At 34.8% G+C, this 21,712-nt stretch carries 26 protein-coding genes, 3 tRNA genes and 1 pseudogene; 11 read left to right on the forward strand and 19 right to left on the reverse strand.

Annotated features, from left to right (window positions below; genetic code table 11):
* On the forward strand, positions 1–534 hold the full coding sequence (locus tag ACP7AV_RS15055) for a DUF4252 domain-containing protein (protein ID WP_426092646.1): 534 nt from the start codon (positions 1–3) through the stop codon (positions 532–534).
* An 86-nt stretch (positions 535–620) separates the two neighbouring features.
* On the opposite strand, the gene ACP7AV_RS15060 is transcribed toward ACP7AV_RS15055, so the two are convergent.
* A complete protein-coding gene (locus tag ACP7AV_RS15060; RefSeq protein WP_426092647.1) occupies positions 621–1,130 on the reverse strand; it encodes a tetratricopeptide repeat protein in 510 nt (169 codons plus the stop codon).
* A gap of 255 nt (positions 1,131–1,385) precedes the next feature.
* Between ACP7AV_RS15060 and ACP7AV_RS15065 the strand changes: the two genes are divergently transcribed.
* Positions 1,386–1,523, forward strand: a complete 138-nt coding sequence (locus ACP7AV_RS15065) for a hypothetical protein (protein ID WP_426092648.1) — start codon at positions 1,386–1,388, stop codon at positions 1,521–1,523.
* 149 nt (positions 1,524–1,672) lie between these two features.
* Here the strand turns inward: ACP7AV_RS15065 and ACP7AV_RS15070 are convergent.
* The 3 genes from ACP7AV_RS15070 to ACP7AV_RS15080 form a co-directional block, all read right to left on the reverse strand.
* A tRNA-Leu gene (locus tag ACP7AV_RS15070) sits at positions 1,673–1,755 on the reverse strand.
* A 43-nt stretch (positions 1,756–1,798) separates the two neighbouring features.
* Positions 1,799–1,871: transfer RNA gene (locus tag ACP7AV_RS15075), tRNA-Lys, on the reverse strand.
* 39 nt (positions 1,872–1,910) lie between these two features.
* Positions 1,911–1,983 (reverse strand) — tRNA-Lys (locus ACP7AV_RS15080).
* A 127-nt stretch (positions 1,984–2,110) separates the two neighbouring features.
* Here ACP7AV_RS15080 and ACP7AV_RS15085 point away from each other — a divergent pair.
* Positions 2,111–2,629: a shikimate kinase gene (locus ACP7AV_RS15085; RefSeq protein ID WP_426092649.1), complete on the forward strand. Its 519-nt coding sequence runs from the start codon at positions 2,111–2,113 to the stop codon at positions 2,627–2,629.
* On the opposite strand, the gene ACP7AV_RS15090 is transcribed toward ACP7AV_RS15085, so the two are convergent.
* Together ACP7AV_RS15090 and ACP7AV_RS15095 are read right to left on the reverse strand one after the other, a co-directional pair.
* Positions 2,621–3,121: a phosphoribosyltransferase family protein gene (locus tag ACP7AV_RS15090; protein ID WP_426092650.1), complete on the reverse strand. Its 501-nt coding sequence runs from the start codon at positions 3,119–3,121 to the stop codon at positions 2,621–2,623. The genes ACP7AV_RS15085 and ACP7AV_RS15090 overlap by 9 nt on opposite strands.
* 59 nt (positions 3,122–3,180) lie before the next feature.
* The gene (locus tag ACP7AV_RS15095; protein ID WP_426063597.1) at positions 3,181–3,570 is read right to left on the reverse strand and encodes an RNA-binding S4 domain-containing protein; all 390 of its coding nucleotides are present in this window, start codon (positions 3,568–3,570) and stop codon (positions 3,181–3,183) included.
* 79 nt (positions 3,571–3,649) lie between these two features.
* Here ACP7AV_RS15095 and ACP7AV_RS15100 point away from each other — a divergent pair, with 79 nt between their 5' ends.
* On the forward strand, positions 3,650–4,645 hold the full coding sequence (locus ACP7AV_RS15100; protein ID WP_426092651.1) for an FKBP-type peptidyl-prolyl cis-trans isomerase: 996 nt from the start codon (positions 3,650–3,652) through the stop codon (positions 4,643–4,645).
* Between the two features lie 72 nt (positions 4,646–4,717).
* On the opposite strand, the gene ACP7AV_RS15105 is transcribed toward ACP7AV_RS15100, so the two are convergent.
* Complete coding sequence (locus tag ACP7AV_RS15105; protein ID WP_426063599.1) at positions 4,718–5,671, reverse strand: transketolase family protein; 954 nt, start codon at positions 5,669–5,671, stop codon at positions 4,718–4,720.
* Between the two features lie 75 nt (positions 5,672–5,746).
* On the reverse strand, positions 5,747–6,598 hold the full coding sequence (locus ACP7AV_RS15110) for a transketolase (protein ID WP_426092652.1): 852 nt from the start codon (positions 6,596–6,598) through the stop codon (positions 5,747–5,749).
* 151 nt (positions 6,599–6,749) lie between these two features.
* Between ACP7AV_RS15110 and ACP7AV_RS15115 the strand changes: the two genes are divergently transcribed.
* From ACP7AV_RS15115 to ACP7AV_RS15125, 3 genes are all read left to right on the forward strand, one after another.
* Entirely contained in the window at positions 6,750–7,331 is a 582-nt protein-coding gene (locus ACP7AV_RS15115; RefSeq protein ID WP_426092653.1) for a Crp/Fnr family transcriptional regulator, read from the forward strand.
* Between the two features lie 92 nt (positions 7,332–7,423).
* Positions 7,424–7,930, forward strand: coding sequence for a hypothetical protein (locus ACP7AV_RS15120; RefSeq protein ID WP_426092654.1), 507 nt, complete (start codon positions 7,424–7,426; stop codon positions 7,928–7,930).
* A gap of 26 nt (positions 7,931–7,956) precedes the next feature.
* The gene (locus ACP7AV_RS15125) at positions 7,957–9,051 is read left to right on the forward strand and encodes an alkene reductase (protein ID WP_426092655.1); all 1,095 of its coding nucleotides are present in this window, start codon (positions 7,957–7,959) and stop codon (positions 9,049–9,051) included.
* A 267-nt stretch (positions 9,052–9,318) separates the two neighbouring features.
* Here ACP7AV_RS15125 and ACP7AV_RS15130 read toward each other — a convergent pair whose 3' ends face one another.
* Together ACP7AV_RS15130 and ACP7AV_RS15135 are read right to left on the reverse strand one after the other, a co-directional pair.
* The gene (locus tag ACP7AV_RS15130; RefSeq protein ID WP_426092656.1) at positions 9,319–9,636 is read right to left on the reverse strand and encodes a rhodanese-like domain-containing protein; all 318 of its coding nucleotides are present in this window, start codon (positions 9,634–9,636) and stop codon (positions 9,319–9,321) included.
* Between the two features lies 1 nt (position 9,637).
* Positions 9,638–9,967, reverse strand: a complete 330-nt coding sequence (locus ACP7AV_RS15135) for a rhodanese-like domain-containing protein (RefSeq protein ID WP_426092657.1) — start codon at positions 9,965–9,967, stop codon at positions 9,638–9,640.
* 361 nt (positions 9,968–10,328) lie between these two features.
* Here ACP7AV_RS15135 and ACP7AV_RS15140 point away from each other — a divergent pair, with 361 nt between their 5' ends.
* Together ACP7AV_RS15140 and ACP7AV_RS15145 are read left to right on the forward strand one after the other, a co-directional pair.
* The gene (locus ACP7AV_RS15140; protein WP_426092658.1) at positions 10,329–10,706 is read left to right on the forward strand and encodes a hypothetical protein; all 378 of its coding nucleotides are present in this window, start codon (positions 10,329–10,331) and stop codon (positions 10,704–10,706) included.
* Between the two features lie 179 nt (positions 10,707–10,885).
* Complete coding sequence (locus tag ACP7AV_RS15145) at positions 10,886–11,725, forward strand: alpha/beta hydrolase (RefSeq protein ID WP_426092659.1); 840 nt, start codon at positions 10,886–10,888, stop codon at positions 11,723–11,725.
* Positions 11,726–12,306: 581 nt separating this feature from the next.
* Here the strand turns inward: ACP7AV_RS15145 and ACP7AV_RS15150 are convergent.
* The 7 genes from ACP7AV_RS15150 to ACP7AV_RS15180 all read right to left on the reverse strand — a co-directional run bounded on the left by ACP7AV_RS15150 (position 12,307) and on the right by ACP7AV_RS15180 (position 17,863).
* Positions 12,307–12,684, reverse strand: a complete 378-nt coding sequence (locus tag ACP7AV_RS15150) for a DUF2809 domain-containing protein (RefSeq protein ID WP_426092660.1) — start codon at positions 12,682–12,684, stop codon at positions 12,307–12,309.
* Between the two features lie 238 nt (positions 12,685–12,922).
* Positions 12,923–13,078, reverse strand: a complete 156-nt coding sequence (locus tag ACP7AV_RS15155; RefSeq protein WP_426092661.1) for a hypothetical protein — start codon at positions 13,076–13,078, stop codon at positions 12,923–12,925.
* A gap of 181 nt (positions 13,079–13,259) precedes the next feature.
* Positions 13,260–13,391 carry a hypothetical protein gene (locus tag ACP7AV_RS15160; RefSeq protein WP_426092662.1) on the reverse strand — a complete coding sequence of 44 codons (132 nt, stop codon included), beginning with the start codon at positions 13,389–13,391 and terminating at the stop codon, positions 13,260–13,262.
* Between the two features lie 51 nt (positions 13,392–13,442).
* Positions 13,443–16,130, reverse strand: a complete 2,688-nt coding sequence (locus ACP7AV_RS15165) for a cation-translocating P-type ATPase (protein ID WP_426092663.1) — start codon at positions 16,128–16,130, stop codon at positions 13,443–13,445.
* 272 nt (positions 16,131–16,402) lie between these two features.
* Positions 16,403–16,612: a DUF2945 domain-containing protein gene (locus ACP7AV_RS15170; RefSeq protein ID WP_426092664.1), complete on the reverse strand. Its 210-nt coding sequence runs from the start codon at positions 16,610–16,612 to the stop codon at positions 16,403–16,405.
* Between the two features lie 22 nt (positions 16,613–16,634).
* Complete coding sequence (locus tag ACP7AV_RS15175; protein ID WP_426092669.1) at positions 16,635–17,156, reverse strand: DUF488 family protein; 522 nt, start codon at positions 17,154–17,156, stop codon at positions 16,635–16,637.
* Positions 17,157–17,167: 11 nt separating this feature from the next.
* The gene (locus ACP7AV_RS15180; protein WP_426092665.1) at positions 17,168–17,863 is read right to left on the reverse strand and encodes an SMUG2 DNA glycosylase family protein; all 696 of its coding nucleotides are present in this window, start codon (positions 17,861–17,863) and stop codon (positions 17,168–17,170) included.
* 701 nt (positions 17,864–18,564) lie between these two features.
* On the opposite strand from ACP7AV_RS15180, the gene ACP7AV_RS15185 reads away from it, so the two are divergent.
* On the forward strand, positions 18,565–19,002 hold the full coding sequence (locus ACP7AV_RS15185; protein WP_426092666.1) for a group II intron maturase-specific domain-containing protein: 438 nt from the start codon (positions 18,565–18,567) through the stop codon (positions 19,000–19,002).
* A 92-nt stretch (positions 19,003–19,094) separates the two neighbouring features.
* Here the strand turns inward: ACP7AV_RS15185 and ACP7AV_RS15190 are convergent, their stop codons facing one another.
* Both ACP7AV_RS15190 and ACP7AV_RS15195 read right to left on the reverse strand, forming a co-directional pair.
* On the reverse strand, positions 19,095–19,706 hold the full coding sequence (locus ACP7AV_RS15190; RefSeq protein ID WP_426092667.1) for a hypothetical protein: 612 nt from the start codon (positions 19,704–19,706) through the stop codon (positions 19,095–19,097).
* Between the two features lie 641 nt (positions 19,707–20,347).
* Positions 20,348–20,908: a DUF4386 domain-containing protein gene (locus tag ACP7AV_RS15195; RefSeq protein ID WP_426092668.1), complete on the reverse strand. Its 561-nt coding sequence runs from the start codon at positions 20,906–20,908 to the stop codon at positions 20,348–20,350.
* A gap of 353 nt (positions 20,909–21,261) precedes the next feature.
* On the opposite strand from ACP7AV_RS15195, the pseudogene ACP7AV_RS15200 reads away from it, so the two are divergent.
* Positions 21,262–21,712, forward strand: a pseudogene (locus ACP7AV_RS15200) (IS91 family transposase); the annotation flags it as partial.

Raw genomic sequence — 21,712 nt, forward strand, 5'->3', positions numbered from 1 at the left:
ATGAAAATGACCTATGGAATTGCACTAATTTTCAGTATGTTCCTGATTAGTTGCAGCTCGGAGCCAACCTTGCAAAAGTATTTTGTGGAAAACACCGAAAACAAAAATTTTGTTGCACTTGATGTTTCTTCCGATATTTTGAATGTGGATAAAACAAAATTGTCGGTGGCACAAATTGATGCTTTGAAATCTTTTGACAAAATTAATGTGCTGGCTTTCAAATTAAATGATACCAACAAGGCAGAGTTTGAAACGGAACGTGCCAAAGTTGACTTGATTTTACAAGACAATAAGTATCAGCAATTGATGAAATTTGGTTCAGGCAAAGAAGGTGCTTCGGTTAGCTTTGTTGGTGCCGATGAACATATCGAGGAATTTGTTTTTTATGCCAATAAAAAAGAAAATGGTTTTGCAGTGGTGAGAATTTTGGGCAAAGATATGAACCCTACCAGCGTAATGACTATGATGAGTGTGTTACAACAATCCAACATCGATTTAGAACAATTGAAACCGTTACAGCAATTAATGAAATAAATGGGTTTACAGCTAATGAAAAGCGTCTTGATAGTTTCAAGACGCTTTTTTTATGGAGTAAATTTTAAATAATTTGTGTCAACCTTTTATTTACAAAACATTTTTTTGTTTTTTACGGCACTCTGACTGCCTAATTGGATTGCTTTGGTAAAATCGGCACAGGCATTTTTCTTATTTTTAGAATGAAAATTAGAAAGGCCTCTTAAATTATACGCGATATAATCCTTTTCGTTTAAACTAATAGACATGGTGCAATCTTCGATCGTACTTTTGTAATCCTTCGCTTTATAGTTAATGTCGGCTCTTGTGGTGTAAGCATCACTTCTTTTAGGTTCTACTTTTATTGTTGTGTCTACATCGTTTAAAGCACCTTTAATATCACCTAATTTTTGTTTCAAAAGAGCTCTGTTTAGGTATGCCGAGGCGAATAAAGGATCAATTCGAATTGCTTTACTGTAATCATCGATGGCGCCTTTGTTGTTTCCCACTTCTGCTTTCTTTAACGCTTTGTCAAATAAGTCATAAGCGATTGGATTTTGACTCCATCCCGATAAGGAAGTTAATAATAATAATGCTAGTAGGACTAATTTTCTCATAAAATTTAAGGTTTGAAATTGGGGGAATTTCTTTAATTATTAATGGGTGACAATTATATAAAGGTACAATTCTTTTTTTAGTTATTTAGTTAACGAATAGAAATGTGTTTTATTTTGAATAGACTTTATCAATCTTAGATTCAATTAAAAAATCACTAAAAGTTGGTATTGTGGAAGCCTTTTCATACCCGTAATTTTGCATAAATAGAGATTTTAAATCGAATCATTATTTATCGAATTAAAACAGCACTAAAGATGGGAAACACAGCACCAGAAAGACAAAGCAGTAAACCTATGAAAGTAAAAAACAATACAACATTTTTATACATTGGTACTTTCTTCTTTTTTGCAGGAAGCCTGTCCGTGGGAATTTTGATGGTTATTTTTTTTTAAATGCGTTAGGAAATATTTTTTAAAATTGAAAAAAAACAATTGCTTATGAATATCGCCTGATTATTTTTCATAAAATGATTTTTTGTAAAAAGCAAAATGCTTCTGAAACCTTCAAGTATACTTGATTGTTTTAGAAGCATTCTGCTTTGTGACCACGGCGGGATTTGAACCCGCACGCCCTTTCGAGCACCAGCCCCTCAAGCTGGCAAGTCTACCGTTTCTCCACGTGGCCTTAAAAAAGAAAAGGTCCAGTAATAAATTACTCGACCTTTTTGTGACCCGACTGGGGCTCGAACCCAGGACCCCATCATTAAAAGTGATGTGCTCTACCAACTGAGCTATCGAGTCAATGCTTTCAAGAAAATTATGTGTTGATCACTAAAATTGTGACCCGACTGGGGCTCGAACCCAGGACCCCATCATTAAAAGTGATGTGCTCTACCAACTGAGCTATCGAGTCATATTCTTTCCTTGAACGCGGGTGCAAATATAAGGACTTATTTTGGAGTTTTCAAAGCAATTTTATTATAAATTTGTCTTTTTTAAACAAAATTACTCAACACCTTAATTTGTAAGGTTTTATTCAGATGAAAAAAATTATATTATTGGGTTATATGGGTTGTGGTAAGTCCACAATTGCAAATAATCTGTCTAAAAATATCGGAATTCCTTTTGTGGATTTGGATAAAAAAATTGAAGAGGGAGCAAATTTATCCATAAATACCATTTTTGAGAAACATGGAGAAATATATTTTAGAAAGTTAGAACATGAAGTTTTTGTCGAATTATTGAATTCGCCAGAGCAATTAATTATAGGATTGGGCGGAGGTACGCCGTGTTATGCCAATAACCATGACTTGTTAAAAGGCGATAATGTTGTTTCTATTTATCTTAAAGCGTCAATTCAGACTTTATTTAATAGATTGAAGCTTAATAAAAGCAAACGTCCTCTTATAGCCGCTAAAAGCGAGGACGAAATGAAAGAGTTTATTGCAAAACATCTTTTTGATCGAAGCTTTTATTACAATCAGGCGCAATACAAAGTGGTAGTTGATAATAAAACCATTGATCAGACGGTTTTAGATATTGTTGCTATTTTAGCTTAAATACGCACAATCATCATTGTCTTGATCAAAAATAACATGCACATGTTCCAGTAATGAGGTAGAAAGCGATATTCCCTTAAAATCTGCTTTTACCGGATACTTTTTGTGGTTTCTGTCAACGAGAACCGCTGTTTTGAATTTTTTCAACGGAACGTCAATAAAATGCCTTACTGCGTAAATTAGTGTTGTTCCTGAATTCAATACATCGTCAACCAGAATTAAGCCTTTATTAGCGTATTGTTCTTTTGGTAAGGAAGTGTGAATGGGCAACTGCGGATTTTGTTTGTTGATTTGCACTTCGCAAAGCGAAACTTTAATGGGCGATATGGATTCCAGAACCAATGCGATTTTTTTTGCAAAAATAAAACCGTTAGTGGCAATTCCCGCAATTACAATTTCTTCTTCGTCTACAAAGGTTTCATAGATTTGGTACGCAATTCTTTTTATTTTATGCTCTATTTCTTGTTTCGTTAAGATGATATTTCTGCTCATTATTTTAGTTTATTGTTTAAAGTTACCGCCAATTGAGATCTTAGATTATGTCCTGTTTTTTATTCGGTGCTGTCGTCAGTAATTATTTCATTACCAAATTCATCAATGTCTCTTCGGTCTTTTTTAGTTGGTCTTCCGGTTCCATTTTTTCGATAGTGTTCTTTCGATAATTTTAAAAGTTCAAGATGTTGATACGCTTCTGCCGGCGTATCGTTTCGCCTGTAAATATCAACTAATTTTGCCCCGACACGGTTTTCAGGAATGTCCAAAACCGTAATGATTTGGGTAATTTGGTCTTTTCTAAATGTAATTTTATCAGTAGGGAAAACTTCCTTTGAAGGTTTGGCAACTAGACCGTTTACCGTTACGTGATTCTTCTTACAGGCTTCGGTAACCATGTTTCTGGTTTTGTAGTACCGCATGCACCATAAATATTTATCTATTCTCATAAATTTTCTAAAATCGGAGTTAAATAGTTTACAAAAATCAATCAATATTGTATCTTGCGCACTTAAAAAATTAGCTATAATGAACAAATTTAAGTATTATTTTATTCTATTAATTACAACCGTCTCTTTATTTTCATGTTCAAAGGATGATGCCCCAGCAGAAATCACCCCACCAAGAGACTATGCAGTGCAATATGCAACTGATTTAACGGATATTGAAGAGTATTTAAAAACATATTATATTACCGTTGTGAACCACGCCGGTTTTCAAGACGATCAAGATGTTACGTTTACTAAGATTGCAACAGGTGGAACGCAACCTTCTATCTATTCTTATTTGAAGAGTCCTACATATCCTAAACTTTTGAGTAGACCTGTAAAACTTCACGACATTACGTATACATTGTATTACTTGGTTTTAAGAGAAGGAACAGGAATCTCACCTACAAATACGGACGGGATACTAACTTCTTATAAGGGAGATTATTTGTCCCGTCAAAAAGTTGCCGAAGTTGAAACGTTAACAGCTACTTTTTTCGAAGAAGCTAAGAGTCCGCAGCAGTTTTTTTACTTATATAATCCTAATGACCCTCTTATAAAAGGTTGGGAGCAATCTTTTCCGGAATTTAAATCAGGAACATATTCATCTAATACTGATGGTACCATTTCTTACAAAGATTTTGGAGCAGGAGTTCTTTTTATACCTTCGGGATTAGGTTATTATAATACAGGAAATGGCTCTATTCCAGCTTATGCGCCATTGGTTTTTAGTATTAAATTATATGAAATTAGCAGAGTTGATTCGGATGGTGATGGAATTAAAAATTTTCAAGAGGATTTGGATGGAGATGGTTATATGAGTGTTTTTGCAACTGGTGTCGCAAATCCGGATGATACTGATAAAGATGGAATTCCTAATTTTTTAGACACGGATGATGATGGTGATGGAATCAGTACCAGAACAGAAATCACAGGTACTAATGGTGTTTTAATCCCTTTTGAGTCTATCCCTAGCTGTGACGGTAATACTACTAATCCGGACAGAGTCAAAAGGCATTTAGTAAAATGTAACTAAAAAATACAATTTTAAAAAAAAAAACAGTTCAATCTAAATTGAACTGTTTTTTTTTGGTATAAAATGAAGAGATTATTTTCTTTTCATCACTCTTTCTACAGCTTCAACAATCGCTTGATTGTTCAATTTGTATTTGTCCATTAATTGTTCTGGTGTTCCGGATTCTCCAAAGCTGTCGTTCACCGCCACAAATTCTTGCGGTAACGGACTGTTCAAGGCTAAGACTCTGGAAATGCTTTCGCCAAGACCACCAAGAATATTATGTTCCTCAGCGGTAACAATACATTTTGTTTTAGCCAATGAATTCAAAATAGCTTCTTCATCCAGTGGTTTAATCGTATGAATGTTTATTACTTCAGCCGAAATTCCTTGTGCTTCTAATGCTTCAGCCGCGATTAACGCCTCCCAAACTAAATGTCCTGTAGCTACAATAGTTACATCAGAACCTTCAGTTAAAACAATTGCTTTTCCTATTTCGAAAGGCTCATCAGCGGGCATAAAGTTTGGCACCACCGGGCGACCAAAACGCAAATAAACAGGACCATGGTGATCCGCAATTGCTAATGTAGCTGCTTTTGTCTGGTTGTAATCACACGTGTTAATAACAGTCATTCCCGGCAACATTTTCATTAAACCAATATCTTCAAGGATTTGGTGTGTTGCACCGTCTTCTCCTAAAGTTAACCCGGCATGTGAAGCACAAATTTTCACATTTTTCTCTGAATACGCAACCGACTGACGAATTTGATCGTACACTCTTCCTGTAGAAAAGTTAGCGAAAGTTCCGGTAAAAGGAATTTTTCCTCCTATGGTTAAACCTGCGGCAATTCCAATCATGTTGGCTTCCGCGATTCCAATTTGGAAAAAACGCTCCGGATGGTTTTTCTTGAAATCATCAAATTTTAAGGAGCCTATCAAATCTGCACAAAGTGCCACAACATTTTCGTTTTTTTGACCTAATTCAGTCATTCCCGCTCCAAAACCTGAACGCGTATCTTTACTTCCTGTATTCGTATATTTTTTCATTTTTTCTTAATTGAATAATTTATAAATCAAACGATTATGAGAACTCACAATTTATAATTTATAATTCATAATTATTTAATAGTCGCTTTCTGCTTCAATATAATTTTGACCTAATGCAATTTCAAGTTGCGTATCATTAGGTGCTTTACCGTGCCAAGCATGACTGTACATCATAAAATCTACACCATTACCCATTTCCGTGTGCAACAATACACAAACTGGTTTTCCTTTTCCAGTTCTTGATTTGGCGTCGTTCATACCAGCAATAATAGCTTCTATATCGTTTCCTTTTTCAATTTCTAAAACATCCCAATCAAAAGCTTCAAATTTAGCACGGACACTTCCCATAGCCAAAACTTCGTCAGTAGAACCATCAATTTGTTTTCCGTTTAAATCGATTGTAGCGATAAGGTTGTCAACTTTTTTTGCAGAAGCATACATGATTGCTTCCCAGTTTTGACCTTCCTGCAATTCACCATCGCCGTGAAGCGTGTAAATAATATGGTTGTCACCATTTAATTTTTTTGCTTGAGCAGCTCCAATCCCTACTGATAATCCTTGTCCAAGAGAACCAGACGCAATACGAATTCCGGGTAATCCGTCATGTGTAGTTGGATGACCTTGTAACCTCGAATTGATCAAACGGAAAGTAGCCAGTTCTGAAACCGGAAAATAACCACTTCTTGCCAAAACGCTATAAAACACTGGTGAAATATGCCCGTTTGAAAGGAAGAAAAGATCTTCTCCAATACCGTTCATATCAAAGCCTTCTTTGCGTTCCATTATATTTTGGTATAAGACGACAAGAAATTCAGTGCAACCTAAAGAGCCACCTGGGTGACCTGAGTTGACTGCGTGTACCATTCGAAGAATATCTCTTCTGACTTGGATTGTTAAATCGTTTAATTGTTGTGTGTTCGGTTTCATTTGTGTGTTAAAATTAGACTGCGCAAATATAATCAGATAATTTGATTAATAAAAGGTTCCATTTTTAGATTTGTTAATAGTTATCAAAGATTTTAAATTTTGCAACAATAAAATTTTTCATGGATAATTGAGTATTTAGTACCTTGCAGCCATGTTTGAAAAATTATTCAAAAGCATTCAGGAAAAAGTGATACTGTCTCAAGTAGAAATGGAGTTGTGTAAAACTTTTTTTATCCCTAAAAAGTTGCGCAAAAAACAAACTTTGTTGCAGGAAGGAGATATTTGCATCTACAATGCCTTTATTGAAAAAGGAATTCTTCGCTCTTTTTCCATGGATGAAAAAGGAAATGAACACATCGTACAATTTGCAATTGAAGGCTGGTGGATTACTGATTTGTCCAGTTTTTTGACCAACAGTAACTCTATTTATACCATTGAAGCACTTGAAGATTCTGAACTACTTTTGCTGACAACAGCTGCCAGAGAAGCTTTGATGGATAAAATTCCCATGTTCGAAAGATACCAACGCTTGTTATTGCAAAATGCTTATATCGCAAATCAAGCCAGAATAAATTCAGCCTTAACAGAAACCGCCGAAGAAAAATATATCAATTTAGGAATTGCTTATCCCGGAATTGTAAATCGTGTTCCCCAACACATGATCGCTTCCTACCTTGGACTTAAACCCGAAACATTGAGTCGGGTTCGCAAACAAATTAACAATCGGAGTTAATTAAAATTGATTTAGATCAATAGAATTTCTTGTTTTACATCAACTGTTTTTTTAGCCGTACAGCCTTAACTTTGTCCTGTAAATAAAAGTTCATGTCAAATAGAAGAACATTTGCAGTCCTCGGAGTTTCAGAAACCAAAAGTATTTTTTTAGCGAAGCAAATTGCCAAAACCAATTCCGTTTTGTTGTTTGATTATGATGCTGTTGTGCTGAATAATGTTTATGCCCAAATACTTTTAGAGTTTCCAAAGGCAAATGCGGAGATAATGATTTGTCCAACTAATGCAAGCTGGGAGGCGGATATTATAATACTTTCAAATGATGCGGCAACTGATGATAATTTTACTAAAAAAATCAAAAGAGTCGCTACGGGTAAAATCGTACTTGTTTTGGTGAACGAAAAGAATACGATTGATTTTGAAAGTACTCTTGACAAATTACAGCTTTTATTTCCTTTTTCTAAAGTTATTCAGAGTTTCGAATCAATGGATGAAGTAGAAAATTCCGTTCTTTTAAAAGGAAATGATGAAGAAACCTTAAAAACTATTTGGACTCTTTTTACAAGTATTGGTTTGAAAGCCAGTATTGCATATACATAAACTACTAATTTTTAACAAAAAATCAAATGAGTAAATCAATTTTATTTCAACCCTATACATTAGGAAGCCGTACTTTAAAAAACAGAATGGTGATGGCGCCAATGACGCGAAGCCGTTCTAATAATGAAGGAAATGTTGCTACAGCACTTACAGCAGAATATTATGCGCAAAGAACTACAGCAGGTTTAATTGTTTCTGAGGGAACGTTTGTAAGCACAAAAGCAGTTGGTTTTATCAATGTGCCTGGAATTTACAGTGCAGCACAAACTGAAGGTTGGAAACTGGTTACAAAAGCAGTACACGAAAAAGGAGGAACCATATTTGCGCAATTGTGGCACACGGGACGATTGTCGCATCCGGATTTACATAATGGCGAATTACCCCACGCACCTTCAGCGCTGAATCCTCATGCAAAAGCCTATACCAAAGATGGTTTTGTAGATACGGTGACTCCAAAAGAAATGACGATTGAAGACATTAACCAAACCGTTCTAGATTTTAAAAACGGAGCAAAAAATGCGATGACTGCAGGTTTTGACGGAATCGAATTGCACGCTGCCAACGGGTATTTGTTGCAACAGTTTTTTAATGGTTATTCCAATCATCGTACTGATGAATACGGCGGTTCTATTGAAAATAAATCCCGAATCCTATTTGATATTCTTGATGCTTTAAAAGGTGTTATTGATTATTCCAAAGTTGGCGTTCGATTGAATCCTACATTGCACAATTCGCAGGGAATGATGCTGGATAAAGAGACAATTCCAACGCATGAATATATTGTAAACCGTTTAAATGATTATGGTTTAGCGTATGTGCATTTAACGGAGCCTTTTACGCCAGTGGATGATGTACCTTTTGCAGTTACTGAAGTGGCCAAACATTTCAGACCGTTTTATAAAGGAACTTTAATCATCAATAAAAGTTTTAATAAAGAAACGGGTATCAAAGTTATCGAGGACGGTTACGCTGATCTTGTTGCTTATGGAGTTCCCTTTATTGCGAATCCGGATTTAGTGGCTCGTTTTGAAGCTGATGCGCCATTAAACACACCAGACCAAAGTACGTTTTACACTGACACAGTGAAAGGATACACTGATTATCCGGCCATGGCTGAATAATAAAAATTTTTCGTTAGCTGTAAAAACACAGCACATTTTTATTTAAGTTAAATTATAATTCACAAGGAAGCCCACATTTAGTGGGCTTCATATTTATTGGAACGCAATATGTCATGCTTTTCTGGTATTGAAATTATGCTTTTATATTTGTAATTGTATCCGCTGTGCAGGCTTGTTTGTTGATAGTCGACATTACAATTCCTGTCGATGTTGCATTTTTTTTTTTTCTTTTCATCAAGCTTCATCGCTAACAAATTAGTTTTTTATTTAGCTTATTTTATTTCTGAGACTGCTCCATCCACCACCATTATAAATTGTTGTATATCCATTTGATTTCAAAATACTTTTTGCCGAAGCACTTCGCATTCCTGAAGCGCAACACGTAATTATAGGTTGGTTTTTATCTTTCAGTTTGTAGAGATTATTGCGTAGCGCATCAACAGGAATATTAATAGAATCTTTTATATGCCCCGTGGAATATTCCGCTTTGCTGCGCACATCAACGATAATGGCTCCGTTTTGCACTAATTCCGGATAGTTCACTTTGGAACCAAGTCCGAATAATTTTTTGAGTCTTTCTATCATTTTATTCAGATTGAGATTGAAGGTAATTCACATCCAGCCACGAACCGCCGTTATAACACTCGACACCATGTGCGGTCAGAAACACTTGCGCCTGACCACTTCTATTTCCAGAGGCGCAACACAGTATCAAAGGCGCTTTGAGTTCCTGTATTTCGTGCATTCTGTGCGGAATTTCATTCAACGGAATATTGAATGAACCTGCAACATGGCCACCCATAAATTCATCATAGGAGCGCACATCGACAATGGTCCCCAGTTTTTCTTTGATTATTTTTGATACTTCCATAGTTTTATTTTTAAGATATTTGCGCGTTTTTACAGCTGTTTGCATGGTACAAAATTACAATTACAGAGTTGGTTTTTGGTGTCATTTGTCACACAAAAAGATGTTGAGTTTTTTATTTTAAGTCGCCATTAATAAATTAAAAAATAAAGAAATAATGATTTTATAAATCCATTACTTTCAGAATATTTTGGTTAGCAATTTTTTATTACAGGACTATAATAAAGGTAGCTATATTTCATTAATTTTTACCTACAATTTATTTCTGTCAATCTTAAATTTTTTGTTAAAGGCAGAGCCTGAATAACTGACAATAATTTCTTGTTTTTAAAAGAAAAAGTATTTAAACTTTCACGGCATACTTTTTGACGATTTAAAAACAAAGTATTAAACAAATAAATAAAAAATAATGTCAGAGAAAAGTAAAAAACAATTTGGAGTTTGGATGGATTCACATCATGCAATTATTGTAGGTAAAGAAAATGTAGATTCTGGAGATTTCGTAGTTTTAGGACACGAAAAAGAAGAAGGTCAGGGTGGTAACTCAAATGAAAATGCAGCTAATAATGCTGAAAGAGATTCACTTCATAAATTATTCAAAAGCATCACTGCGCACATGCAAAATGTTGATGAATTACACATAACAGGTCCGGGAACAGCTCAGGAACAATTCATCAAATATTTGGGTGAAACTCCACAATACAAAAATGTAGAGACTAAACAAAGTACTTCTAATAAAATGAATGATGAAAGCTTAATTGAATATGTGGCTTCACAATTTAACTAATCAATTACAGATAAATGTGAAGAAGCTGTCTCACAAGGCAGCTTCTTTTGTTTAGAACCACAGCGTTTTAAAAGTCAAATAAAAAAAATATTTGTATTTTTTGATTGATTTTTGTTTTGTGTTTGTAGAATGAGCGGTATCAGACTACTTTTTTTAATTTTATATTTGTAAAAAAAAATATGCGTTTCTCCTACGTCATCATCGTTTTATTGAGTGCTTTTATGTTGGTCAATTGCGCTGCGAAAAAAAGTACTGATATTTCGTATTTAGAATCTGTGGATAAAAATAGCTCAAAAGTACCCAGACTGAATGTTTTTGTGCCGCGAAAATCAAGTGCAGCGCAAGTCCCTGTTTTAATTTTTGTGCACGGAGGAAATTGGAATAGTGGCAGGAAAGGAACGTATGATTTACTGGGCAGGAATTTTGCCAGCAAGGGAGTCATTACGGTTATCCCGGATTATACGTTAAGTCCTGACGCTACGTATGATGAAATGGCGCGGCAGATTGTGTCTGTAATTCAGTGGACAAAAAAGAACATCAGCCAGTACAATGGTAATCCCAATATGATTTATATTAGCGGTCATTCTGCAGGTGGGCATCTTGGTGCTTTAGCGGTTATGAATCCAAAGTTCGGAATTGCTTCCGGAACTATTGCTGGAATCATCCTCAACGATGCGGCAGGATTAGATATGAAAAATTATTTGGAAGAAAATCCGCCAACGGCAAAAGACGATTATCTCACCACTTGGACCGCAAATCCTGAGCAATGGAAAGACGCTTCGCCAATCTATTTTTTAAACAAAAACGCGCCTCCCTTTTTAATTTATGTAGGAGATAAAACTTATAATTCCATAAAAATTGCCAATAGCCGTTTTTTGGTTGCTTTACAAACCTTCCAACCTGATGTGGAGCCAATTAAATTGAACAAAAGGCATGTCCCGATGGTGCTTCAGTATTTCTCGCCTTGGAGCAAACGCTTTGATGAGATTATTGCTTTTATGAAATTGCACAAAAAGTAAAACTTTAAATATACCTTAAAAACAGCATGACTAAGGGTGTACTATTAAAATTTCAAGAATAGTTGGTTTATGATTATCTTTTCAGAATTCCATCAACAGCATATTGACAATTTTCTCATAAAAAACAGAGCGCAATAGTAAAGAAAATAGAGTGGTGCTAATTCAATAGTTTCTAGTCCATCATTGATCTGAACATTATACACGGCAACTGCCATCGTAATAATAAGTGGAATTAAAGCCAGTCTGGTCCAAAATCATCTTACAATTATTAAGTAGCACAAATCTTCGGCAAAAACAGTTAAAGCCAATGAGTCGGGCACTATGATGCCAATTGGATCACTAAATTACTTTGTGTTATTGATTTGCTTCATCATTTTTGGAATACCGTGACCAACATCAATAAACCAAATGGTAGTCTTGCAAAAAGCGAATTTCAATCCGTTACATGAGCAGACTAAGAAGCTGGGGATAATAATTTTTGAATCATATTTTTAAAGTTTTTAGTATTGGTTCTTAAAAACGTACTTTATTTTTACAAGAATTTGATTCTTTTAATATGAGCTCGAAGTAATTATTGCTTTCTAGTCTTTCGTTTTAAATAAAATTTTCTCCATGCTAATTACAGCCAAAATACCCAACGTATATGCAAGCAAATCCATCCACGCAAAAGAATTTCCAAGAACAACTTTAGCTATTTTTGAATGCTGTAATCCTAATTTTTCAACCAAATTTAAATATTGTGCGCTCTCGATAGCAAATGAAAAAAGTAAAACAAGAGCTGCGGCTACCCAAACGGATACTTTTACAAAGGATTTCAGAAAACAATAGAGTAGAATCACTACTAAAAAATCGCCAAAATAAGGTCTTATAAAGTTGTCGTGCACATACAAACCAATTGCAATTTCCATCACAAAAAGCAAAATGGTGAGCGCAAAATAGTTGCGGTTGAATTGAAACATGTTTTTAGTTTAACGATTTGGTCAGTCAGAGTATAAATTTGTTTAATTTAAACTTCATTTAATTTTTTTAACAGCATTTTCACATAGATTTCGGATTAATATTTCGGTTAGTTTTCTCAATATTTAAGCTATTTACCATCGCCGTAAATATTTGGAAATAGCTATCCGAATTTACTATAATCGTTAACGCAGTTTTGCAAACTGTGTCCATTCCAATTGCCAACTAAAGCTAATCTAATCAAGTTACCTCTAATTCATTTTCTAATGCAGCATAATTTCTTGTGGAACTGAAATAATAATCTGCCGGCAACGTTACAATTTTATTCTCTGCATAATTAATCAATAACGGGTGAGTTTCAAAACATTTAAGTTCTCCAATTGTGCCTTTTTTCAATCCAAATTCTTATACGCCGAAAATGTCAATACAATCTATTTTTTGATCACATTTTAGTATCAAAAAAATTGATTGATAAGTTTCAATCTGCACATTTATACTACGTAGTTCCTGTATATTCATTTTTTCGTTGCGTGCCGGTTGCCATTAACATGTTGCGGCTTGGTGAAGGTGACGGATTTTACCACAAATGTTGATACGGAGAAACTAATGTTTGATTAACCACAAATGTTTTTACGAAGTAATGAACCGCCACTTTTGCCAAACAACTGTGAAAGGCAGGCATTTTTTTGTTTTCAACTTGTTTTATCATTTTGAATTGGCATTGTGAGCTATGTTGTAGAAATCCACTTTAGTTGTTGGTTTATTTTGAACTTTTTCTCTCCCAAATAAATTTATATACCTGAACTGACAACAATGGAATCAATCCAGCTAAAATTGACACAAGCCACACTTGAGCAGGCAGCACGTCCAAGCGGAGTACTGAACGCATCTGAGGTATAGCAAAAACCAATACCATTAGAGCGGTGCAAATTAAAAGAGCTATCCATACAAATTTATTTTTGGTGATCTCATTCACAAAAAAATTTGAATGTGGGGAAGACATATTGAATACATGAAACAGTTGGGCAAAGGCAAGCGTAATAAATGCGACATTATTTATAATTTTGGAATCAGTTGAAATAATTTGTTTGCAATAAACCACAGCAATAATTACTGCTAAGGTCATGGCAGCAGCATATAAAGAAATAGTAATCCAGTCTCTATTAGATATAATAAGGAGTTTAGGATCTCTTGGTGGTCGTTCCATAACGGTTTTATCTCCTTTTCCTAAACCGAGTGCGAGTGCCGGAAATACATCCGTTACCATATTTAAGAACAGGATTTGCAATGGAAGTAAAGTAGAGGTAGGAACAATAAAACCTAAACTAGTCACAATAAATATTTCACTTAAATTACAGGAGACGAGATATATCACAAACTTTTGTATGTTCTGGAATATCTCTCTTCCATGTGATACTGCCTGTGTAATGGATTCAAACGAATCGTCTTTGAGAATAATGCTGGCAGTCTCTTTAGCCACTTGCGTGCCTCTTAGTCCCATAGCAATCCCAATGTCTGATTTTTTAAGCGCAGGCGCATCATTTACTCCATCACCTGTCATTGCTACAATGTTACCTGCTTTTTGATAAGTAGCTACAATTTCAAGTTTTTGTTTAGGAGTGGTACGAGCAAATACGGCTGTGGAAAGTATCTTTTTATTCCATTCATCTGAAAGCGATTCCATATCGGGCATATCTATTCCAGTAATTGCATTTTGTTCGTTTTCATCTACCAATCCTACTTTTTTGGCAATATTAAGAGCTGTTAAAGGGTGATCGCCCGTAATCATTACAATCTTGATTCCTGCTTTACGACAAGTCAACATGGCTTCTTTAATATCCAATCGGGGAGGGTCTAAGAATCCAATCATCGCTACATACACTAATGAATTTAAAAAATCATCTTTATTAATTTCTCCTTCCTCGTTAAAGGCAAAAGCCAGTACCCGCAAACCATCGGCAGCCATCTCTTCAGATTGCGTCAAAATATTTTTTCGGTCGTCCTCGCTCAGGTTTTGTATGGTAGCTCCTGTCTGTATCTTGCTGCATTTTATCAACAAATGTTCTACAGAACCTTTAGCTGCGATAAAAAATCCGTTTGAATTTTTGTGCAAAGTACCCATGATTTTTGTGTCAGAACTAAAAGGTATTTCACCAGTTCTTTCATATTGTAGTTTCAGTTCTTCAGTGGCAGAACCTGATGCGTCTGCGAGGTGTACCAGAGCAATTTCTATCGGGTCACCTATCAATTCAGTTTTGTCATCTCCGTTCTTTGGTGAAGCATTGTTACATAACGCACCTATCAATATTAATTTTTGAAATTCAGCTTCACTGTTTTTGATATTCCCTTCTGCAAAACTCAGCACATTGTCTTTGATTGAAACTTTTATTTTTTCATTGGGAAAAGAAAAAGTATCTACATATATTTTATTTTCTGTTAAAGTTCCGGTCTTATCGGTCAATATCACATTGGTACTTCCTAATGTTTCTACAGCCGATAATTTTTTAACGATAGCATTTCGCTTTGCCATCAAAAGCATTCCATAAGCCAAAGCTACTGTGGCAACAATAGGAAGCCCTTCTGGAAAAGCCGCAACCGATAAAGCGATGGAAGTCTCTAAAAGCAGAACCCAGTCTTTGCCTTGAATAATTCCTGTGATTGCAAAAATGCCTGTCATTGCCAACGTAATCCATATTAACTTTTTACTTAACGCTCCTATCTTTTTATCAAGCGGTGTTTCTTTTTCTTTAGAACTTTCAACTAAAGAAGTGATGGTGCCTAATTGAGTATGTTGGGCAATTCCTGTTATAACGGCTTTCCCGGTTCCATTTGTAACAGATGTACCTTTGAATACCATGTTGAATTGGTCTCCAAGGGCAATATCTTTCGCAAGTTTGTCTGTATTCTTTTCTATAGGAAGTGACTCTCCTGTTAGAGAAGATTCCTCGCACTGCAATTGATTGGATTCTATCAGATGTGCATCACCTGGAATTACATCACCAGCTTCCAACACTATTATATCTCCCGGAACTATTTTTTCAGATGGAATCTCTTGAACTTTTCCATCACGGATAACTTTTGAATGTATTACATCCATTTCCTTCAACGCATTCATCGAATTGCGTGCTTGCAGCTCCATTAAAAATCCTATTGCAGCATTTACCATTATTACCACAAGAATGGCTATTGCTTCAATAATATTTTGAAAATAAAAAGTAACAGCAACAGCAAAGAATAACAAATAGACAATTGGGCTCTTGAATTGCAAAAGCATCATAAGCCAAATACTTTTTTGCTTTTGAGCTTGATAAATATTCGGACCAAACTCTCTTGTTCGTTTCTCTGCTTCAGGTTGGCTTAACCCTGATTCAGAATTAGTTTGGAATGCGATCACAACTTCTTCTACGGAGAAGGAATGAGGATACGATTGCGGATATTTAATTTTCATTTGTGGAGTTTCAGGATTTGAAATGTCGTTTTTCTTTATGTTGTTGTTTGTTACTCGTTAAAGTAACAATTCAGCATAATGTTCTGGTACCAAAGCGGGTTTTGGACTAAATTAAGCCCTATTTTCGGATCTTTCACCCGAGAGATAGCGAATCGGCGAAGCAAATCATCCCAATTACAAAACCAACTTTCTATTAAGCCAATTTTGCAAATCCGTTTTATTTGTTAGTGGCGGTTCGTTGTTTTTTTAATTTGTTTTTCTGATTATTTTTCTCAGAGTTTAGTAAGGGCAGAACCTTTATGAGCTGCCACATGATCCGTCTTAATGCTTTTTATTTCATATTGAGGCTCTTCTTCCGTAGCGTGGTGTGCATAACCTTTATAATCGAAATCTTTGGTATGTATTCTAATAATAGTTCCTGAAACTCTCCCCGCTTCGGAATTCCAGCTTACTTTGTCGCTTATTTTAAATTTTGTTTCCATGAACTTGTTTTTAAATGTAAATCTAATTTTCATCATAATAAAATACATTACCATCAACTATTCTTGCTGGTGAAGTGAATATATGTCCCTGAACTTTCCCTACTGCCATAATATGTAATACCGCCCAACCTTTTGCTTTTAAATAATCGGACACCATAGAACGATGGCATCTCCACCAAACCGCTTCTGAGCACATATAAGCCGTGGGCTGTTCCAAAGCGATATTTGCCAATTTCACAATTGCATTTTCAAATTCTTTGGTTTCCATATAATCGGCATAACCTCTGAAAGAGTCATTATTCCATCGATTGTTTTTTGACTCTTTTTTCATTTTCCTTCTTCCTCCCAAATCGGCCAGATGTATATATTGTATTCCGGTTTCTTCGAAGGATATTTTTATGTTTTCCATGTCGAATTGTGGAAACCTGCGAGAGCCCGGTAAACTTCGTATGTCGGCAAGAATTTTAATGTCAAAAGACCGCAGCATATTCAAAAATTCATCCAGACTATGAGTAGAATGCCCTATGGTATAGATGGTATGTATCTCTAATTTAATCATTTGGAATTGTTCAATGATAAAATATATTTGTCAATATATTGTTGTTTTTCTTTGGATTTATATTGCTGGATATATCGCGGATGTTCAAGAATTTTTAAATTGTCAAATAACTTTACTTCTTTGTTTAGCTTTTGGATAAATTTCGCATTTTTTTTCCCCAGCACAAAAACTTCCGAAGTATCTAATCCCAGACTGATATGTTTTTTCAAGGACATAATCATAAAATCTTTCACCATTTCAAAAAGAACAGGATCGTCATAATAATTGGCATTAAGCCATTTGCCGTCTTTTGTTTGACGGATAATTGCTAAAGGAAAAGGGGAGTTGATGTAAAAATCTTTGTAGAAGTTTTTTACTCCACCATATTCGGCAATCATCTCATAAATAAAAACAGAAGAAATTTCGTGCGTATGCGCCGATTGCATTTTGATATCACAGGCACTTTCCAGTCGTTTGGTATCCGTAAATGGCACACCCGTTACCCCAGCTCCGTGACGGCCCGGGTTAATACCAATAATAAATCTTCGGCGTTGTGAATCGTTATAATATTTATGATAAAACTGTTGCATTACCTCGATTGTTTCAAGATTATCCAAGTAAGGATTCAGCACCTGAAAACCCTCTGGTAGTTTGCCTGAATAGTTTAAATGGCGGTTGAAATCAATCACTTTATCTGCAAAGGTTTTTGGCATTATGATTTATTTTATTTTTATATCCTGCAAACTCTTTCATCATTTTTCATCAAAGAATAAAAGTAAAAAATTCCAATTGTATCTTGCTGGTTTTTAAAATTTGATTTCATCTTTTGAGAGGTGTCGATTGGGTACACTCAAGGTTGTTCCCTTACAATGACCAGTATATTTTTTTTCTGCAAGAGGTTTTTGACTAAGTTAAGATTTTCTTCTGGTTAAACACTATTAATTCAAGTACAAAACCATTTTAGTATTAAGCCGAAAACCCAAATCCGCCAAAACCGTTACTGTGCGTTCGTTTTTATTTTTCTCTCAAAATTCTATTTAGAAATACATAATATAATGAGTTGTAACATTTTCTTACTCCAGAGTAAGTTGTGTATTCAGATTTACATTTTTCACATAGTAATATGTCAAAAACTGGGAATTTAACGTCTGTTAACTTATTAAATAATCCTATGTTGTAGATTTTTTTTAATTCTTTATATAATTCATTTTCTATTGGAAACGCTATCTTTCTATTTCTGAGAGAAAAGCTGAAACTGACCATCAATCTGGAAAAGAGCGGGATTAGAAAACCCATTCAGTTCACGATATTGGGATTTTCGTTTGCATCGACCTATCAAAAAGACTTAAAAGGCAGTTAGCAATTAACGGTAGGTGACAAAGCTTGGGCAAAACTCAAGCAGACTCTAAAATAGATGATGCGCAAAATCGCACCTAAAAGTTTCGAGGAATTCATCCGAAAAATCAATGACCCGAGCCTAAAAGGCGAACTGACGAAGCAAATTCAACGAGGATGGTTAAACTATTTTCGGGGGACGAGTATTCAAGGAAAGTTACGAGATATTGCTGGATGGTTGCGCAACAGACTAAGCTACTGCATTTGGACGGACTGGAAAAAGCCCGAACGCAAAAGGAAAAACCTGATGCGACTAGGAATTGACAAATACCATGCTTATGATTGGAGCAGAATCAGAAATGCTTTGCATTCACGAATACCAAAAATACAATACCAAAGCGTGAGTAAAAGGAGGATGGCGAATGGCTCAAAGTCCAATTCTTACCACTACAATTACCCTATTGCTGCTCACGAAGAAAGGCTATCAATCAATGTTGGAATTTTACATGGAACTTAACCCATCATTTTGCGAACCGCCGTATAAGAGACCCTTTGTACAATGTTGTTAGAGACGCACTCCGTCAGTTTCCGGCGGAGCCGTCTACTTGATTAGCAGTAGTTTTTTTCTTCTAATATTGTACAATTAATTTCATAAGGTTCTTTTGGGAAACCATATAAAATCATCTTTTGTTTGTCTACAAATTTTATAGGAATTAGTTTGTCAAGATAATTGTCTGTATAAAGTGAAACAAACAGCGTTTTATTTAGTTTTCCGAGTACAATTCTACTTCCTTCTTTATTCAAACGTTTGTTTATTTCTTGTACGACTGGCGAGTTCAAAACTTCATTGAACTTGACATTCATTTTTTCTCCACCCCAATTAAACTTAAAATTTAAATTCTGAATTTCAGTTTCTGTTAATTCAGTTTCTGTTGCGTTTAGTTTTTCATAATCATTTTCTAATATACAATTTTCAGTTATAGACTTTTCATCGCTTAAAACTTTGTAAATTTTTCCATTTCTGAAAAATCTAATTCGATTTTGATTTATAAATTTATGTTCTGTTTCGCTTAGCTTTTCATTTCGGTTTTCGTTTTTCATTAGACAGATTTCATCACTTTTTTCAACGTCAAAATAATCAATGATATCTTTATCAATCTGAATAATCTCGGGGTTTCCGTAATGGTCTGGAGTTTTAATAAAAAGCCAATTTTCTTTCATATGCGATTTTGTAAAATAGCAGGTAACGTCAGTTCGTCTGAAAACCTTCAAACGAACTCATTTTAGTTAATCAGTGAGTAAATATATATGATTTAAACTACAATTAATATTCTTTTTGGAAAAAAGCATTCTTCATTCTTAGAATAAAACAATCCGTAAAAAGCGTTAAGAACTGGTATTAGAACCCCAAAATACAAAGCCAATACTTTTGAATATCGTTTTAATAAATTTTGGTCTATTTTCGACAAAATCGAACGTAAAGTCAAAATCAGAAAGTTTTATACCCTCTACAAAAAAAGGTCAATGAGCCGGTTTTCGTTATCTTGCGCAATGGCATCATCTATCGATGAGGCGAAAAGCGGGAGTTGGTTTCTGCTGGTGCCGTTGATAAATTTGATATTTAAATATACAAAAAATCAACTAGTTAAAAAAAATATTTGAGAGATTTTTAATACAAAAAATGCAAGTAATCAAAAAAAAGGTTATTAGGCAGTTTGACGTCTTGGCGCTTTGAGAAGTTGGCGATTTCTAAGCACTAAACTGTCTGCCACCATTAAACTTAATACGAAGCACCAATGTTTAATTAACCACTGAGCCGCCATTTTCTTAAACCCGCTTTCAGCGGTTCGTTGTTTTACCTCTCAATTTTTTCTCTTTCTTATTAATAACCACAAACCAAAAGTTATTTCCCACAAACCAGCAAATATTAGAAGATACATACTCCATTCTTTATTAAACAGTTCCATTAGAAAACCAAAAGCAAATATTGTGTATCCAATTACTCCCCAAAGTGCCAGCCAAGTTGGTGAAATTTGATGTTTGTAAAGAGTTAAACACATTGGAATACTACCTACACCTAAAACTAACATCGCTAGGAAATATCCAAAATCATCTGAAATATTAACTTTAAAAAATAATTTTAAAACCACAATTGCAAGGGCTATCGCTTCAAATATTCTTGTAAATAGGTAAACATTTCCGACTGTGGCATTGTACTGTAGTAAAGTTTTTCTAAATAGTATGCCAATTAAGAGAACCATTGTTGAGTTCAGTAGTATAAGTATAGCTCCAATGTATTTTATAAAGAGTGCATCACTTTTAAAATAGTATTGTCCAAAACCATATGCTAAAAATATCAATAGGAAAAAAGCACCTATAATTTTTGCATTTTTTATTTCAATTTGAATGTTATTGTTTTTCATTTTATTTGTCAATTATAATTGTTTACATTATTGTCCCATTTTAGGATTGGTCTGATTTTACAATGACCGATAACAATAGTCCGTATAAAAACCTCAATACGAACTCATTATAGTTAATCAGCAAGTAAATATATGTGCGTTAAACTACAATTAAAATTCTTTTTAAAAAAAAGCATTCTTCATTCTTAAAATAAAACAATCCGTAAAAAACATTAAAAAAGGGTGTCAGAACCCCAAAATACAAAGCCAATACTTTTAGATATTGTTTTAATAGATTTTGGTCGATTAAATTAAATATTCGTCGCAGGTTGTAGACTGAACAAATCAAACCAACATCAGCCGCGGGGTTGTAAAAGGCTTTTAGGGCTAAATATTGCGAAAAACTCAAGGCGAAATTGCCTATCCAATACGAACAAATCCGGCAGGGATTATGGCAAAAACCATGGGTAGTATTTGCTAAGAAACCTTTTGGAAGTCCAAAGTCGGTGGTGGAATATTTGGGAAGATACACCCATAAAATCGCCATCAGCAATAATAGAATTAAGAGTATCGACGAGCAGAACGTGACTTTTGATTACAAGGATTACCGAGTAGCGCGCTTTAAAAAACAAATGACACTAACTCATCAGGAATTTATCAGGCGGTTTTCGTTGCATATTTTGCCCAAACGGTTTACTTCATCAGGTCGCCCTTTGGGCTCGGGTGTGAAAATCCGTCATTATGGTTTTTTGAGCAGCACTTGGAAGCGTCAAAAGCTGAAACTTTTACAGGAAAAACTTAAGGTAAAAGTTTTAGAAAAAGCAG

The sequence above is a fragment of the Flavobacterium sp. DSR3-2 genome (assembly GCF_049896525.1).
In the GTDB taxonomy this organism is placed as follows: domain Bacteria; phylum Bacteroidota; class Bacteroidia; order Flavobacteriales; family Flavobacteriaceae; genus Flavobacterium.